Raw genomic sequence first — 16080 nt, 5'->3', positions numbered from 1 at the left:
AGTGTTTGCTGAAGGATTATGTTTCAGAACTCAGAACTCAGAACTCAGAACTAGGCACGCTCTGCCATTTCCAGCCAGATCAATTCTTTTTCCTCGAGTTCTTCCTTAAGAGCTTCAAATTCTTTAGACAATTCATTCAGTTCGCCATATTCAAGGCTACTGTTTGCCATCTTTTTCTCGAGCTTTGTTTTTTGTTCCTCTAATTTGGCGATCTCTTTTTCAAGTTTATTGAATTCACGCCGTTCGTTGTAAGTAAGTTTTTGGGCCGAATCTGATACCTTTGTTTGTTCTTTACCCTTAGAGGATGAAGCCTTGGTGTCAGTTGTTTTTTTATCATCATCGGAAATGCGACTTAAGATCTCATCACGGTATTCATCATAAGTACCATGAAAATCCCTGACCACGCCTTGGCCCTCAAATACAAAGTAGTGGTCAACCAGTTTATCCATGAAAAAACGATCGTGAGAGACAATAATGAGGCAGCCTCCGAAATTCTGAAGGAAGTCTTCCAGTTTGTTCAGGGTAAGCAGATCCAGATCATTAGTCGGCTCATCAAGGATCAGGAAGTTGGGGTTTTTGATAAGCACCATCATCAGCATGAGCCGGCGCTTTTCACCGCCACTGAGTTTTTCGACCGGTGTGTACTGCATCTTACCGGGAAACATGAAGTGCTCCAGAAACTGCGAGGCGGTGATCTTATCTCCGTTAGCCAGTTCAATGACCTCTGCTACTTCCTTGATCACCTCGATCACCCGTTTGCTCTCATCGATCGGAAGGCCCTTTTGCTGGTAGTGACCAAATATGATGGTCTCCCCGGTATCAATGGTGCCTGAATCGGGCTTCATCTCACCCATCAGAATTTTCAGGAAAGTACTCTTACCAACTCCATTCTTTCCAAGGATACCGATGCGTTCGCCTTGCAGGAACTGATAACTGAAATCATCCAGGATCACGGTATCGTCAAAGGCTTTTGAAAGATGTTCCACTTCCAATACCTTCCCACCCATGCGGCTCATATTCACATCCAGCTGCATCTCTGTTTCCTCACGGGCTGAATTGGCCTTATCCTTCGTCTCATAAAAGGCCTTGATGCGAGATTTGGATTTAGTGGTACGGGCTTTTGGCCCGCGGCGCATCCACTCCAATTCTTTTTTCATCAGCTTCCCGGCCTTGGCGATCTCGGTTGCTTCGATCTCCTCCCGTTCAGCCTTCTTCTCGAGATAATATTCGTAATTTCCTTTGTGATGATAGAGCTTGCCATAGTCCAGTTCCAGGATATGATTACAAACACGGTCCAGGAAATACCGATCGTGAGTCACCATCAATAAGGTCATTTTACTCTTGGCCAGATACTGCTCCAGCCACTCGATCATCTCCACATCCAGGTGGTTGGTGGGCTCATCGAGGATCAGCAGGTCTGGTTCATCCAGAAGTACAAAAGCCAGGGCCACTCGCTTTCGCTCCCCACCCGACAGTGAACTGATCGATTGATCCAGGTCGTGGATGTTCAAAGCACTGAGTATTTGCTCCATTTGCTGTTCCACATCCCATGCTTCAGCTGCATCCATGGCAGCAGAGGCTTTTTCGAACTGTTTTTGTGTTTGGGCATTGAAGTTTTCAGCCTGAGCATGGACAGCCTTTTCGTACCTTTGTACTACTTTGATCTTATCAGAATCGCCATGGGCTATGAACTCATTGATGGTCATATTTTCATCAAGGTCAGGTTCCTGTGCCAGGTAACCGACCTGAATGCCCTTTTGGGTCATGACCTTTCCTGAATCAGGTTCCATCTCTCCGGCCAGGATCTTCAATAAGGTGGATTTTCCGGTTCCGTTTGGAGCGATGAGTGCTGTTTTATCACCCTGAGAAATGCCGAAGGTCAGATCTTCAAATAATGGTTTGATCCCAAAAGTCTTGGAAAGATTTTCAGTGGAAAGGTAGGTCATGTATTATTGATTGTGCGGCTCTGCTGATGAAAAGTTAAAATAAGGAATATCACGGAACATTTAAGGTAAATGGTACCCAAAATTTTTGGATTGAAACTGACCGGCTATCTGTTTAAGGTGTTGGACATCAATGGATATGAATGTGAATTTTAATATACCTCCTAAAAGATTGAATCAAGACGGTGAAGAACGCTCGGTAGGATTCGAGTTTGAATTCACCGGTGTGGAAATGAAAGATGCCGCGGAGATGATCACTGAGTTATACGGAGGACAGGTTGAGCAGATAAGTGGCTATGAATACAAAGTTAATAACACTGAATTTGGTGAGTTTTCACTGGAATTGGATGCCAGTCTGTTTTTAAATAAAAAATATGAGAAGGTCCTGAAAACGGTGGGGCTGAACGTCGATAAACTGAAAAACAAGGATAAGCTTGAAGAAGCTCTGCGGGATATGGCTTCAACTGTAGTACCATTTGAGATCATTACACCACCGATCAAACTATCCAACTTAAGCAGGTTAAATGATCTGGTAGACCGATTGCGGGATTGGAAGGCAAAGGGAACAGGAGATTCGTTTTTCTACGCTTTTGGCCTGCATTTGAATCCTGAGGTGCCGGAGTTAAGTGCAGGCAGTTTTCTGCGGCACCTTAAGGCGTACGTGATGCTGGATGCCTGGATCCGCAAAGATGCTGATGTAAATATTTCAAGAAAATTAACGCCTTATATCAATGAATATGAAATGGATTATATCCGGTTTATTCTTCGTGAGGACTATCAGCCCGAGATCAAAGAGTTGATAAGGGATTATTTTACATTCAAAAATTCAAGAAATCGCCCTTTGGACATGCTGCCTGTATTCATGTTTGTGGAAAAAGAGTTTACTTCGGGTTTGATGAAGGAAGAGCTTACCTCTGCGCGACCAACCTTCCATTTCCGACTTCCCAATTGTTCTTTAGGTGATGAGTCCTGGTCATTGGGGGCTGAGTGGAACAGATGGGTATTGGTGGAAAAGATGGCTGATGATGAACAGGCTCTTGATCAATATTCCAGAGCATTTTTAAACATGGATGATAAGTCTGTTTTCAGTATGAAAAAGAAATGGGTTAAGCTGATGGATAGGTGGGTGCAGAATGTTGCGTAAAAGACCGGTTATTGGAGTTACAGGGCCGGATGAAGGGGCGGCAGGAGCCTGGTTATTTACAGCCATATCGATCAGGTTAGCCGGAGGAAAGCCCCTTCGGATCACCCCGGAAAAACCAAAGGTGATAGAGGATCTGGATGGGCTCATTCTGGGCGGTGGAGCTGACGTAGAACCTATGAAATATGGGCAACAGCGTATAGAAAGAGCGGTATTGGTGCGCAATAAAAGAACCATATTTGAATGGTTACTTTCTATCATATTCTTTCCGGTATATTGGCTGGCTCGTTATTTTCAACACACCAAACGTTCTCCCATCGACCCAAAGCGGGATGATCTGGAATTCAAGCTACTTGGTCAGGCTATTGAAAGAGAGCTTCCGGTATTGGGTATTTGCCGGGGTATGCAGCTGATGAATGTGCATTTCAATGGGACCTTGCACCAGGATATTCGGGGCTTTTACGGAGAGAAATCACAGGTATCATCTATCTTTCCCAAAAAGCGAGTATTGATCAAAGATGACAGCAAACTTTGTGAGATCCTGAAAACGGATGTTTGTAATGTAAATGCCTTGCACAATCAGGCGATCGATAAGCCGGGTGAGGGACTAGAGATCGTGGCACGTGAAATGAATACGGAAGTCAGGCAGGCTATTGAGCATTCGGAGTATCCTTTTGTGATCGGGGTGCAGTGGCATCCCGAGTATCTGATTCAGATAGCCCGCCAGCGCAATATCTTTAAGAAGCTTGTTAAGACAGCCAAACGGGCAGAATGAACAAATATCAATACAAGATCCGTGTCTTAATAGTATGCTTCACATTATTAAGCTCGTTGAGAACTTCATCGTTGTAATCCTTATCGATATCCAGGACCACATAGCCGATATATTCATTGGTCTTCAGGTACTGCCCTAGAATATTGATGTCCATATCAGAGAGGCAGCTATTTATCTCAGAAAGCACCCCCGGTTTATTCTCATGGATATGTAAAATACGGTGAGCATCTTTCTGAACCGGCAGGTTGAGTGGTGGAACCGTGTGTGAATCTACCGTGGTACCATTATCGATCAGTTTGATGAGTTTGGTGGAGACATCGAGACCAATATTATATTGAGCTTCCAGGGTTGATCCTCCAATATGAGGTGTCAGGATAACGTTTGGTAAATTTTGCAGCTCAGAGGTAAATTTTTCTCCTTTCGATTCCGGCTCCTCCGGATAAACGTCGATACCTGCTCCTGCAATATGACCGGATCCGATCGCTTCTTTCAGAGCATGGATATCAACAACGGATCCTCGTGCCAGGTTCAAAAGAATGCTTTTTTCCTTCATTTCAGCCAATTCCTTTTCACCGATCATCATGTAGGTATCGGGAGTGGCAGGAACATGTAAGGTTACAATATCGGAAATTGAAAGCAGTTCTTTCAGGGAGTCAACCCGGGTAGCGTTACCCATGGGTAGTTTGGGCTCAATGTCGTAGTAGAATACATCCATTCCCATATTCTCTGCCAATACAGAGACCTGAGAGCCAATATGCCCATACCCAATGATACCTATCTTTTTACCGCGAACCTCATAACTTTCATTCGCATCCTTAAGCCAAACACCTTCGTGAGCCTTTTTATCGCGGAGCGGGATCCGGCGCATCAACATGATAGATTCAGCGATCACAAGCTCTGCCACCGATCGCGTGTTTGAATACGGAGAATTAAATACCGTGATGCCGTCGAGAGTCGCAGCTTTGAGGTCAACCTGGTTAGTGCCTATGCAAAAGCATCCAATTGCTTTGAGTTTTGAGGCTTTATTGATCACCTTTTCGGTGATATGAGTCTTGGAGCGTATGCCTATCAGCTGTACATCTTCGATCTTTTCAAGAAGCTCCTCTTCACTAAAGGCAACATCGTGCGTTTCAACATTGTGAAATCCATTCTGATTGAAGTTTTCAAGAGCTTTGGGGTGAATGCCTTCTAATAATAGTACTTTGATCTGATCTTTAGGGTAGGAGAGGTCGTCGATTTCTTGCGGCATATTTAAGTTGTGAAAAATTGTTTGTGAGTGAGTAGCTTTAATGTACTAAAGATTTAGGTTTTCGATAAGTGGTTATTACAATTGTTGTATCAAAGTATTGGCATATCGTGAAACATAAATTGATAGAGATCGAATAAAACCGGGTAATTAATTTCTTAGGGCAGGCAACAGAGGAAGCCAAATGCTTGCTTCATTATTAATAATAATAGGATAGGGTTATGAAACGATGCTTATCGATACTAATTGGTGTATTTATTCTTTCAATGCATGCAGTGGCTCAGGATACTACTTTGTTGAGTCAGGGGGAAGAGCTGAATAGAACTTTGACAAAAGGCAGTGAGCATAATTATACGCTTGCGTTAGATAAAGATATGTTTGTGTTTGGTCACGCTGATCAGAAAACTGTGGATGTGGTCATAAAGATCACGGGTCCGGATGGAAAATTGATCGGGCAGTTTGACAGCCCGGCACGAGGAAAAGAGTCATTTCGGTTTACTACAGAAAAAGAAGGATCTTATGTGATTCATATCACGCCATTTGAAGAAGGTGAGGGTGATTATTCAATTCTGGTTCCCGTGATTGAACCGGTTGCGGATACTCCGGATGGAAAGGTAGACCAAATGATGTCAGAGTATTCCGGTGAGGTTCCGGGTGCCGCAGTGATGGTGCTGCAGGATGGAGAGATTTTGTTACAACGATCATATGGTATGGCTAACCTGGCCTATGATGAGAAAATGGGTGAAGAAACGGTCCATAATATCGGGTCAACGTCAAAGCAGTTTTTAACCTTCGGATTGCTGCTGCTGGAGAAACAGGGAAAGTTATCACTGGATGATGATGTAAGGGAATACATTCCGGAACTGCCTGAATTTGAGCACGCAGTGACGTTACGGCATTTGGTAAATCATACCAGTGGATACCGTGAATTTCTGAACCTGATGGCCATGACAGGGCAAAACATGAGCCAGAATTTATCGCAGGAGAAGGTCATAGAGTTGGTTCAAAATCAGCCTGAACTGCAAAATGAACCGGGCGCTGAGTTCAATTACAATAACACCGGTTACGTGCTTATGACGGAAGTGATCGAACGAGTGACAGAAATTGATTTTCCAACCTGGATGAAAAAGAATGTGTTTGAACCGATCGGTATGGATCATACCGTGGTGAGAAAAGATCCATATCAAATTGTTGAGAACCGCTCTCTGGGGTATACCTATTCAGAAGACGGTGGATTTCAGGAAGTGACCGACCTGGGTGGCGGTGCCGGGGCAGGTGGAATTCATTCAACGATGGGTGACCTCAAAAAATGGATCGATAATCTGTTGGAGCCGACTGTGGGCACTAAAGAGATGGTTAAAGAAATGTCCACCTCGTTCAAACTGAATAATGGAGCAGAAACCGGTTATGGTCTGGGGTTATTTGTAGAAGATTATAAAGGCCTGCAGCGTATTCAACATGGGGGAGCCGATGTCGCTCACCGCTCTATGCTGATGATTTTTCCGGAGATCAACGGAGCGGTAGTGACACAAAGCAATTTCTCAAGTTTTGACGGTAACATAGCTAATAAGGTTGCAGACATTTATTTTTCAACCTACTTAGAAGAAGAAAATGAAGGGGAAGAAGCAGCTGAGGGAGAGATGACTGCCTTTGAATACGATCCGGAAGAATTTGAGCTACTGACGGGCCGGTACGAATTAAGTATTATGCCGGGCTTTGTATTGACCTTTGAAAGAGATGGGGACAGATTATATACTCAAGCCACGAATCAGCCGGAGGTCAATATCACAGCCACCAGTGACTCAACCTTTAGCCTGGTTGGGGTAAACGCATCCATTACATTTCACAGGAACGAAGATGGAACAGCTGATTCTTTGACACTTCATCAGAATGGAAATCATATTGCGAAAAAGATCAAATTTGAACCTACTCCTGAAGAGCTGAGATCCTATGAAGGACGTTACTTCAGTGAAGAAATTGATACCATCTACGATGTAGTAATGGAAGACAGCACCCTGTCTATGAAAACCTTCCTGATCGAGGAAAAGATGCCACTGCAGGCAACGACCAAAGATAAATTCAGCTCGGGATTCCCCATTGCTGAGGTAAAGTTTGTTCGGGATGAAAGCGGTAATATCACCGGCTTTGAAGCCTCCAATGGTCGAACAAGAGGAGTCTTTTTCGAAAAGTGGGATAAGCCATAATTAATGCTATAACCCCATTACAGGGCGGTACAAAGTTATCGGCCCTGTACTCTTTTTCTTAGGGTCATTTCAGTTTTATACTGTTTGTTATCGCGGATAAGGTGTAATTCCATTTGTTCACCTTCCTCATATTCTCGCATGAGGGCCCAGGCGTGCATTTCACTGGTAACCCGTTCATCACCGATCTGAACGATCACATCTCCGGGCATAACCCCACTTTCATAAGCCGGACCGCTTTTATTCACTTCGGTGATAAATAATCCCAATACCCTGGGAATCCCCGGATACTGCATAATGAGCTGTCGTGTAACAGGAACAAACTTCATGCCCGGGTCATAATCCAGTGATACGCTTCCGGACTCTCTCAATTGAGAGATTATTTTTTGAACACGATTGCTTGGGATAGCAAAACCAAGGCCTACAAAACCACTGCTGGTGCCACCCGTAAAAATAAAAGTATTCACTCCCATTACTTCCCCGTTACTGTTGATCAGTGGGCCACCTGAGTTACCGCGGTTAATGGCAGCGTCAGTTTGTATCATTTCAACATATACGCGAGGATCCTGAGGGTCAGGTCTGAAATCACGTTCTTTAGCACTTACTACACCCACGGTAACAGAAGGCTGGCCGTCGGCAAAAAGCCCGAATGGGTTACCCATGGCAATACTCCACTCGCCTACCATGATGTTATCCGAATCTGCGAATTTAACATAGGGGTAGGTTCTGCTATCATCTTTGATCTTTAGCAAAGAGAGATCAGCTAGTTCATCAGATCCCAGTAATTCAGCCTCATAGCTGTTGCCATCAGAAAGGGCCACCATGATCGTTTTTGAATTCTTGCTGGCTACGTGCTCGTTGGTGACGATCAACCCATCTTCACTGATGATAAAACCGGACCCAACACTCTGTACTTCACGTTGAATAGGGACATCAAAATAGCGGAAAAAGAAAGAGTCGAATTCCCGGGTATACCCGCGCTGAAGCTCAGTGACTGTGATACTGACAATTGCCGGGCCTGCTTTCTGGACAGCATTGGTAATGGCATTACGTCGCGAGTCATCAACTGCTATTTGGGGTGTGCCTTCATCAGATTCAGCCGGAACTTTGGCAGGTTGCTCAATAGCAACTGGGTCATTGGTTTCAACCGGAACCGGTTTATCAATTTCTGCAGGTTCACTATTTGAACAAGAGTTAAAAACCAAAAGGCATAAAATGAAAATGCTATGTTTGATCATGGATGTCAGTTAAATCAGTTTTTAAGAATAAGATCAGGATATTACAAACGAGAAAAACCTATTTGAATTGCCATAAAGGTGATAAAACCCTAAAGATCGTTGTATAGCCGCCACAGTGTGGTGCCAAGTTGCATCATCATGAGACTGGTTAGCTTGTATTCATGTGAGGTAAATACTTTTTTGCGCTTTATAACCACATAACCGAACAGGGGTGTTTTAGGGGGGATCTTCATTTTATGTTTAATAAGGTCCTTTTCTGTCAGTGCAAACAAAGGAATGCCCATTTCTGCCGGTAATCCTTCTTCTTCGGAAAGTTCAGGAAGAATACCTTTATCCGAATTGAATACATTATTGACCAGATAGGGGCGCTTCTGTTCCATAACAAGCTTGAAAGTCGGTTCTTCTTTCAGATCCTTAGGCCCATACTTCCTTGGAAGCTGAATGCCATTAGCGAGTAGCATCTGAACATTGTCTTCATTGATGGTCCAGAAAGAGAGATGATCAGCTTCCAGTTTATTGAAGATGATCTTACAAAGCTTTTGTGAGGTGGTTACAAAATCACCTGAAGAAACCTCAAATAGCACGCTTTTAGCGATCTCTTTCTTATCAAGCTCAAGTTTTTCAGGTAATTCGGGGATATCCACATTTGCCACAAGTTTAACCCGGATACGGTTGAGCAATGCATCACGATCTGAGTTAAAGAGTGATTTATCTATGAAATCAGCAGCGCCAAGTCCAAGCGCTTTCTGTTCCTTATCAACAGTAGGCAGGCTGGTCATGATCAAGACCGGTATGCGTTGCCGCTCTGCATCGGCCATCAGGGCCTCAAGAAATTCAAGTCCGCTCATGCCCGGCATGTGAATGTCTGTCAAAATAAAATGGATCTTTTCTTCTGCCAGCTTATTGATTCCTTCCTGTGCTGTATTTGCATTGATGATATTATAATCAGAGCCAAGCAAGCTTTTCAGCATGATATGCATGGCCGGGTCATCATCAATGATCAAAAGGGTATATTCTTTATCCATCTGTCAGTATTTACATTGATCAGGAAAATGTAATTCAGTGCACATAATATACAGTGGTACTTACAATTGTTCAGCACCAACAGCAATGACGTCACCAATAGCATCATTCAGGGAACCTTCATAATAAGCCCCGGCAGCTTTTTGGTGCCCGCCACCATTAAAATTTCTGGCCCATTTATTTACATCAATATCATCACTCTGAGATCTGAGGCTCAGTTTTACTCGTCCTTCATCATCTTCCCGGAAAAGTACGCAGGCCTGTACACCTTCCACACTCAGGGGATATTGAACAAATCCTTCGGTATCCTCGCTGGTGGTATCTGTCTCATTAAACATTTGCTGGGTGATCGTTATAGAGGCGAACTTTCCATTCTCATGTAAGGTGATGGTATCCAGGGCCCGACTCAATAATTTCAATTGCCGAAGTGGACGTGAGGAATAGATCCGTTCTGCGATCATGTTAGGGGTGAATTTTCCGCGTTCCAGCAGGTCAGCTGCAGCATACATGGTGGCCGGTTTTACGCTGTCAAATTGAAATGATCCGGTATCCGTTACTATGCCAAGGTACATAGCTTTGGCTGATCGCTCATCGATCTGATCCGCATCATGTTCAGCGAATAAATGATAGATCAATTCACAAGTGGAAGAGGCCCCAACCACCGAGATCGGTTCCTCAAATATATCATCCGGATCAGGATGATGGTCGATCATGTATATAGGTTTGTCAGTTTTGAGAGTCGACTCAGCTGCATTCCCAAAACGGTGAAGGGCGTTACCATCCACAAGTATAAATGCATCGAATTCGGAAAGGTCTTTTCCTTTTGGTTTAGTGATAGGAAAGTGATCCAGAAGCCAGGTCATATTTTTAGGAATATCATCCTCATTAAAGGCTGAGACCTCAATGCCATTTTTTTTCAGCCAAAGCGACAGAGCGACTTGTGATCCGAGACAATCCCCATCCGGTCTGAGATGTGAAAAAATGGCTACTTTATCGTGTTGTAATACTTTTGAAATAAATTCTTTAAACATATGTTCTCCTTGCTTCAAAAATAGGCGAAGATTGGCACAAATCCATGTATTTTAAGGCAAATTGAAAGATTAGCATATATCAGAAACAGTATGCATGCAGTTATAGTCAGTAACGGTTTTCCGCCTCCCAAAGATCTGTTGAGAGATGAAATCGAACATACCGAGTTGTTGATCGGTGCAGACGGTGGCAGCAGAACTATATTAAAACATGGTTTTACTCCCGATGTGGTGATAGGTGACCTTGACAGTTTTGAAGCTCCGGAAAGCCCAACCTTTAAGGTGATCCATAAACCGGATCAGGAAACCAATGACCTGGAAAAAGCTTTGAACTATGCGTTGGAGCAAGGGGTGAAAATTTGTACGGTATTAGGTGCTTTTGGCTTTCGGATGGACCATTCCGTTAAGAACCTTTCTGTCCTGAATAAGTTTCACGATTCATTCCAGCAACTCATTTTCAGGGATGAGGTGTTTGATGCTATCCTGGTAAAGAATGAGTTTTCAACACGATTACCCGTAGGTAATATAGTATCGCTATTTCCTGTGTCGGGTGAGGTTACGGGTATTCAGACCGAAGGACTTAAATTTCCCCTCGATAAGGAAAGCCTTAAGAACGGAGTCCGGGACGGTACCTCTAATGAGACCATATCAGATGAATTTTCAGTTCGTATCGCAACCGGCGAGCTCGTGGTCTTTTATGAGCGATAAATGGTCTTGATCACCCGGCTATTTAACTTTAAAGAGCCGATTTACGTTGAATCCGAACCTAAATTCCCGGTCAAAGAAATTACCGTTTTGCCCGGCAATGATATACGGTTCATGCAGCGCCCGTGAGGTCGTAAAGAACATCTGGAACACATGCCCGCCTGTCTCTATATCGATACCAATGGCTAAATTGTGATCAACTCCCTCAACAATACCAAGGTCCGGGACATATTGAAATGAAAGGGCGGTGCGTGGTTTTATCTTATAGCGTCCGGAAAAAGCCGTTGAAAAATAGGTGTTTTCAGTAGGATTTGAGATGCTGAGTTCCGGCCCTACTCTGTTAAAATGAGCCAGAATAGGACTGACCTGCAAGCTCAGGTCCGAGGAGAATTTTCTGGCTATAGGAACTGAAAGAGAATAGTTCAATCGGTCCAAAAACAAATACTCTTCATCCACAAAGCTTAGGTCTGAGGAGTTAACTCCAACTACCGGGATCACAGAAACTGAAACAGGCATGCCTCCACCAGCCTTTTGACGTAATGCTGAGATCCGTGCTCCCAGATCGATCACTTTATCCATACTTGAGCGTCCGAGAACCATTGAGAAATTATCATCGACCCCGTATTCAAAGCTGAACCGAACATTGGCTCCCTGATCAATGCCCCATAGATTTCTGGGGCCGGTCTTAACTTCACCGAAAGTATGCATGATGGAGTAATGAAGTTCACCTTTTGAAACCTGATGTACGGTATACAAGTTGATGTTTCGTGGAGCCATAAATGTAAGTTCAACTTCAGGTTCCTCTACAACACGTTCACGCTCCAGTTGTGCATGCAGTGTGATAAAGGGCATTAGGCATAAATAGAAAAAGGTCAGTAAACCAATATTTGCTATGTATTTATTTGATCTAATCATTTTCAGGTTTCAATAAGATTGAGATGTTGATACGTTGTTCTTCAGCCAGTTCATAAAAGGCGACACCGGGTCGGTCTATGTTGAAATCTTTTAGCAGTATTTGCCATTCGGCATTTACCATCAATCCTTCCGCTGTTGGCTCAATGGTGCCGGTAGCAGTCAGTTCTTTTGTGACACAATGAACCGTGAAATCGCCGGATACGGTAATATCCTGTTCCTCTTTCAGCTCAGGATCGAAAGGAGAATCAAGCTGCCCGGTGAATTCTGCGAACGGGCAATCTTCTGTTTCAAGATAACTTTCACGCATATGGCTGTTTCGTAGCTTGATACCCGTGTCTAAGGTGTTGAGGTCCAGGTAGAAATCAACCAGGTTCTTTTCCACATCAATAAGTCCGGTCAAGTGTTCGCTTACACCTTTGAATTCAAGCAATGGAGCATTGGAGATGAACTCTGCTTGCCCTTCCTTCCCAATATAACTTTGTGCATGTGTGGTAATAGAAAGTCCGCCTATAATTAATGTGAATAATAAAAGGATAAGAAGTTTCTGCATAATGATTATTTAACTATAGTTACAATGTTGACATCCCGTGTTACACTGTACTCTTCAAGGTCTTGTGTTGCAGGCCCTTTTGTGACTCTGCCGGAGGTATCAAATTTTGACAAATGGCAATTACATATGAATTCATTGTTGTTGAAGTCCCAGCTATCACTGCATTGGGCATGTGTACAAACACTGGTAAAGGCCCGGATCATATCCCCATCCACATTAACAACGAGTGTGTTAACTTGATTTATTAGCAGCCAGCCCCCGGCACTTCTCAAACCTGCTACCTCAGACTGTTCAAGATCTATAGTGATGGTGTTTCCTTCAACCTGTATGGCTTCACCCGGTTCCTCTACAGGCTCAGGTTCGCTCCCCGTAACTTTGCTGGTACATCCAAAAAATCCAATGCCAAGTGTGGCAAAAAGGGCTGTTGAGCCGGCGGTTCTCAAAAAATCTTTTCTTGTCACTGTTCCGGTTGGTCGTTTATCATCCATAATTCATAGGTGTTTTTGTCAATATTTAATCATAAAGAGTAAGGTGTTCAGTGATTATTACGAAATAAATAGATAATCGGATGGGCAAAAACGATGATTATTATTTTTTTAGATAAATGATTATTCTTTTTGACTGTTGAAACACTCAGATAGAATCTGGTGTTTATGCCATCCAACCAGAAATTATTTACGTATTAAAAGGCAGAAGTGATCCTATACTACTTTTTCTTGTTAATCGGATTTGCTGCTCGTTCACCTGAAAAGGAGAGAGAGTGGATGCGTCGCCTGCAAAAAGGGGATAAGTCGGCTTTGGGCAATATCTACGATGCCTATAATAAATTGGTATATGGTCTTATTTACACCATTCTGAAAGGAAAAGAAGAATCAGAAGATTGTTTACAGGAAGTATTCGTTCAGCTATGGGAAAAAGCAGACCAGTTTGATCCTTCAAGAGGTAACCTTTATAGTTTTTTACTGACCATGGCCAGAAATAAAGCCATCGACGTCACGCGTTCAAGAGATTATAAAGACAGTAAAAAGGAAGACCATATAATAAATGATTTTACGTTGACTCCTGAAAGTAAATACAACAATCCACATGAAGATCTGGAACTGAATGAAAGGGCCGGGATGGTCAGGCAGGCACTAAAACGATTGAGTGAAAAAGAACGTGAAGTTTTACATGTGGCATATTTTAATGGCATGACACAGTCTGAAATTTCAAGTAAATTTGATATACCCCTGGGAACCGTCAAATACCGTATGCGGCAGGGCATGATAAAGTTAAAAGATCTATTGGCATCCGGAATTAATGAGTGATAAGGAACTACATAACGATTTTGAGTCTCTTAGCGCGGGCTATGTACTTGGTGCCCTCAGTGAGGAGGATCGGCTTCAGTTTCTGGAAATGCTTGAGAATGCCACTCGGGAACAGAAAGCGTTTTACAAAGAGATGCAGCAGGCAGGAAGTGAATTGGCCCTGACGGTTGAGCCCAGGTCTCCAGATCCAGATGTCCGGAACCGGATCATGGAAGCCATTGATGGGAAAGAAAATAATAATGATACATCCGGATCACCCCGAATCATTCCATTGAGTTTTTATCGTGCTGCTGCCGCTATACTGCTCATGGTATTCCTTGGGCTAGCCTATTACAGTTTTGAATTGAATCAAACGGTTGAGCAACAGGAAACCACGATCACCCAGCTTAAAGATGATCTGGAGAGGCAGGAACAGTTTCTGGATGTACTTGCAGCAAGAGAAGTGAATTTAGTGATCATGGGGGGATTGGCGCCCAGTCCGGATGGATATGGTAAGATCTTATGGGATTCTAACGAGAACCGTGCAGTTCTGCAATTAGCCAATCTGCCCGCTCCTCCCGGCGACAAAGACTATCAGCTTTGGTTGATCAAGGATGGAGGCAACCCTATCAGTGCGGGTGTCTTTAGCTTTGATGAACCGCGGTCAGACCTCTTTTTTAAAGTTGAACATTTGGATGAAGCCCCTTCTCCACTTGAAAATACATTTGCAGTGACGCTGGAGCCAAAAGGCGGGGTTCCCCAGCCTACAGGCGACATGTACCTTGTTGGTCAGCAGCAATAAAAACATCTCTGAGGCTATATTAGAGGTGTGATCGCTTCCTTCTTTTTTTAACGGATCAGAATCTTTAAAAAAAATCCAATCCACCTGGAAAGTTACTTCGTACTACATGGTGAAAAGCCGGTATAACAGTTTGATCTGTTATGAGGCGTAAGAAAACTAATATTCATTAAACAATTGATACCATGGATTACGAAAAGATACTAACGTTTAAATGGGCTGCTATTCTGGCTGTCTTCGCTGTCACCTTATTCAGCGCATGCAGTGATGATTCCTCAGTTATGGCACCACAGGAATTACAAAGTGAGACCTTTACCTATGAGTTCAACGAAGGTCAGTTATTAGGTGATGTCTCCACTGCCTACAGAGGAGAACATGGTCGCAACCTGCGTGCTGAGATCATGATCGAAGAGATGGAAAGCGGGAACGCATCCGTTACCGTAAATTTATTCAATACCATTGATGGTGAAAGCTATCCGGTACATGCTCATGATGCAGCAGATCCTAATTCAACGCCCAACGGAACGCCATATAACGAGACTCCAAATGGTAATATCTTTGCTCAGGCTCTGATGGGGAATGGCGGTGAAGTAAGTGCAACCAATGAATCAACTCTAACCTTTGATGAGTTGGTAAACCAGTATGAGGGTTTCTTTGTGGTACATGATCCTACTCAGGACATCACCACCACAGACCTGACCACATATCTCGTGTTAGGTAGTTTTGGACAATCACTGGGTGCAGGAGAGCAACAAACACGTATGCAATCATTTGAATACAGCTTTAATGAAGGTCAATTGCTTGACGATCCAAATACTGCGTATGAAGGACAGCACAGCAGGGACCTTTCAGCAACTATGATGGTTGAAGAACTCCTGAACGGTAAAGCGAGAATCACAGTGACACTGGAAAATACCATTGATGGTGAAAGCTATCCAGTACACTCTCACGATGCGGCGGATCCAAATACCACACCAAACGGGACCCCATATAATGAAACACCAAACAGCGATATCCTGGCTAATGTAGTTAATGGTACCGGTGGTTCAGCCAGTGTGACGGTTGAAACGGAAGAAACAGAATACTTGCAGCTCATCAATGAATATGATGGCTTTTTCGTAGTACATGATCCGCTTCAGGCGATCACAACTACTGATGTAACCACATATTTGGTATTAGGAAAAACTGCAAGGTAGATCCAGCTAAATAGTGTGATTTCATGGAGTCGGG

At 43.5% G+C, this 16080-nt stretch carries 15 protein-coding genes; 7 read left to right on the top strand and 8 right to left on the bottom strand.

Annotated features, from left to right (window positions below; all coding sequences use genetic code 11):
* Positions 1 to 50: 50 nt before the first annotated feature.
* Complete coding sequence (locus AC13FX_RS03035; RefSeq protein WP_482878974.1) at positions 51 to 1946, bottom strand: ABC-F family ATP-binding cassette domain-containing protein; 1896 nt, start codon at positions 1944 to 1946, stop codon at positions 51 to 53.
* 136 nt (positions 1947 to 2082) lie between these two features.
* Here AC13FX_RS03035 and AC13FX_RS03030 point away from each other — a divergent pair, with 136 nt between their 5' ends.
* Together AC13FX_RS03030 and AC13FX_RS03025 are read left to right on the top strand one after the other, a co-directional pair.
* Complete coding sequence (locus AC13FX_RS03030) at positions 2083 to 3087, top strand: amidoligase family protein (RefSeq protein ID WP_482878973.1); 1005 nt, start codon at positions 2083 to 2085, stop codon at positions 3085 to 3087.
* A complete protein-coding gene (locus AC13FX_RS03025) occupies positions 3077 to 3859 on the top strand; it encodes a gamma-glutamyl-gamma-aminobutyrate hydrolase family protein (protein WP_482878972.1) in 783 nt (260 codons plus the stop codon). The genes AC13FX_RS03030 and AC13FX_RS03025 overlap by 11 nt, the downstream gene beginning before the upstream one ends.
* Positions 3860 to 3866: 7 nt before the next feature.
* Here AC13FX_RS03025 and serA read toward each other — a convergent pair whose 3' ends face one another.
* Complete coding sequence (gene serA / locus AC13FX_RS03020) at positions 3867 to 5108, bottom strand: phosphoglycerate dehydrogenase (protein ID WP_482878971.1); 1242 nt, start codon at positions 5106 to 5108, stop codon at positions 3867 to 3869.
* Positions 5109 to 5326: 218 nt separating this feature from the next.
* Here serA and AC13FX_RS03015 point away from each other — a divergent pair, with 218 nt between their 5' ends.
* Complete coding sequence (locus AC13FX_RS03015; RefSeq protein ID WP_482878969.1) at positions 5327 to 7309, top strand: serine hydrolase; 1983 nt, start codon at positions 5327 to 5329, stop codon at positions 7307 to 7309.
* Between the two features lie 35 nt (positions 7310 to 7344).
* On the opposite strand, the gene AC13FX_RS03010 is transcribed toward AC13FX_RS03015, so the two are convergent.
* The 3 genes from AC13FX_RS03010 to AC13FX_RS03000 all read right to left on the bottom strand — a co-directional run bounded on the left by AC13FX_RS03010 (position 7345) and on the right by AC13FX_RS03000 (position 10598).
* Positions 7345 to 8544, bottom strand: coding sequence for a S1C family serine protease (locus AC13FX_RS03010; protein ID WP_482878968.1), 1200 nt, complete (start codon positions 8542 to 8544; stop codon positions 7345 to 7347).
* An 89-nt stretch (positions 8545 to 8633) separates the two neighbouring features.
* Positions 8634 to 9569: a response regulator gene (locus AC13FX_RS03005; RefSeq protein WP_482878967.1), complete on the bottom strand. Its 936-nt coding sequence runs from the start codon at positions 9567 to 9569 to the stop codon at positions 8634 to 8636.
* Between the two features lie 60 nt (positions 9570 to 9629).
* On the bottom strand, positions 9630 to 10598 hold the full coding sequence (locus AC13FX_RS03000) for a DHH family phosphoesterase (RefSeq protein ID WP_482878966.1): 969 nt from the start codon (positions 10596 to 10598) through the stop codon (positions 9630 to 9632).
* A gap of 90 nt (positions 10599 to 10688) precedes the next feature.
* Here AC13FX_RS03000 and AC13FX_RS02995 point away from each other — a divergent pair, with 90 nt between their 5' ends.
* Entirely contained in the window at positions 10689 to 11303 is a 615-nt protein-coding gene (locus AC13FX_RS02995; RefSeq protein ID WP_482878965.1) for a thiamine diphosphokinase, read from the top strand.
* An 18-nt stretch (positions 11304 to 11321) separates the two neighbouring features.
* On the opposite strand, the gene AC13FX_RS02990 is transcribed toward AC13FX_RS02995, so the two are convergent.
* From AC13FX_RS02990 to AC13FX_RS02980, 3 genes are read right to left on the bottom strand one after another with little or no spacing between them, the layout of a single operon-like run.
* Positions 11322 to 12215 (bottom strand): DUF5777 family beta-barrel protein, encoded by an 894-nt coding sequence (locus AC13FX_RS02990; RefSeq protein WP_482878964.1) that lies wholly within the window; start codon positions 12213 to 12215, stop codon positions 11322 to 11324.
* Positions 12208 to 12765, bottom strand: a complete 558-nt coding sequence (locus tag AC13FX_RS02985; RefSeq protein WP_482878963.1) for a YceI family protein — start codon at positions 12763 to 12765, stop codon at positions 12208 to 12210. Before AC13FX_RS02985 ends, AC13FX_RS02990 begins: the two co-directional genes overlap by 8 nt.
* A 5-nt stretch (positions 12766 to 12770) precedes the next feature.
* A complete protein-coding gene (locus tag AC13FX_RS02980; protein WP_482878962.1) occupies positions 12771 to 13253 on the bottom strand; it encodes a QcrA and Rieske domain-containing protein in 483 nt (160 codons plus the stop codon).
* Between the two features lie 207 nt (positions 13254 to 13460).
* Between AC13FX_RS02980 and AC13FX_RS02975 the strand changes: the two genes are divergently transcribed.
* The 3 genes from AC13FX_RS02975 to AC13FX_RS02965 all read left to right on the top strand — a co-directional run bounded on the left by AC13FX_RS02975 (position 13461) and on the right by AC13FX_RS02965 (position 16046).
* On the top strand, positions 13461 to 14072 hold the full coding sequence (locus tag AC13FX_RS02975) for a sigma-70 family RNA polymerase sigma factor (protein ID WP_482878961.1): 612 nt from the start codon (positions 13461 to 13463) through the stop codon (positions 14070 to 14072).
* Positions 14065 to 14853 carry an anti-sigma factor gene (locus tag AC13FX_RS02970; protein ID WP_482878960.1) on the top strand — a complete coding sequence of 263 codons (789 nt, stop codon included), beginning with the start codon at positions 14065 to 14067 and terminating at the stop codon, positions 14851 to 14853. Before AC13FX_RS02975 ends, AC13FX_RS02970 begins: the two co-directional genes overlap by 8 nt.
* 182 nt (positions 14854 to 15035) lie before the next feature.
* On the top strand, positions 15036 to 16046 hold the full coding sequence (locus AC13FX_RS02965) for a hypothetical protein (protein WP_482878958.1): 1011 nt from the start codon (positions 15036 to 15038) through the stop codon (positions 16044 to 16046).
* Positions 16047 to 16080: the final 34 nt, after the last annotated feature.

It is taken from the genome of Gracilimonas sp. B-17 (genome assembly GCF_056857935.1).
This window is presented reverse-complemented; position numbering and strand designations above follow the sequence as displayed.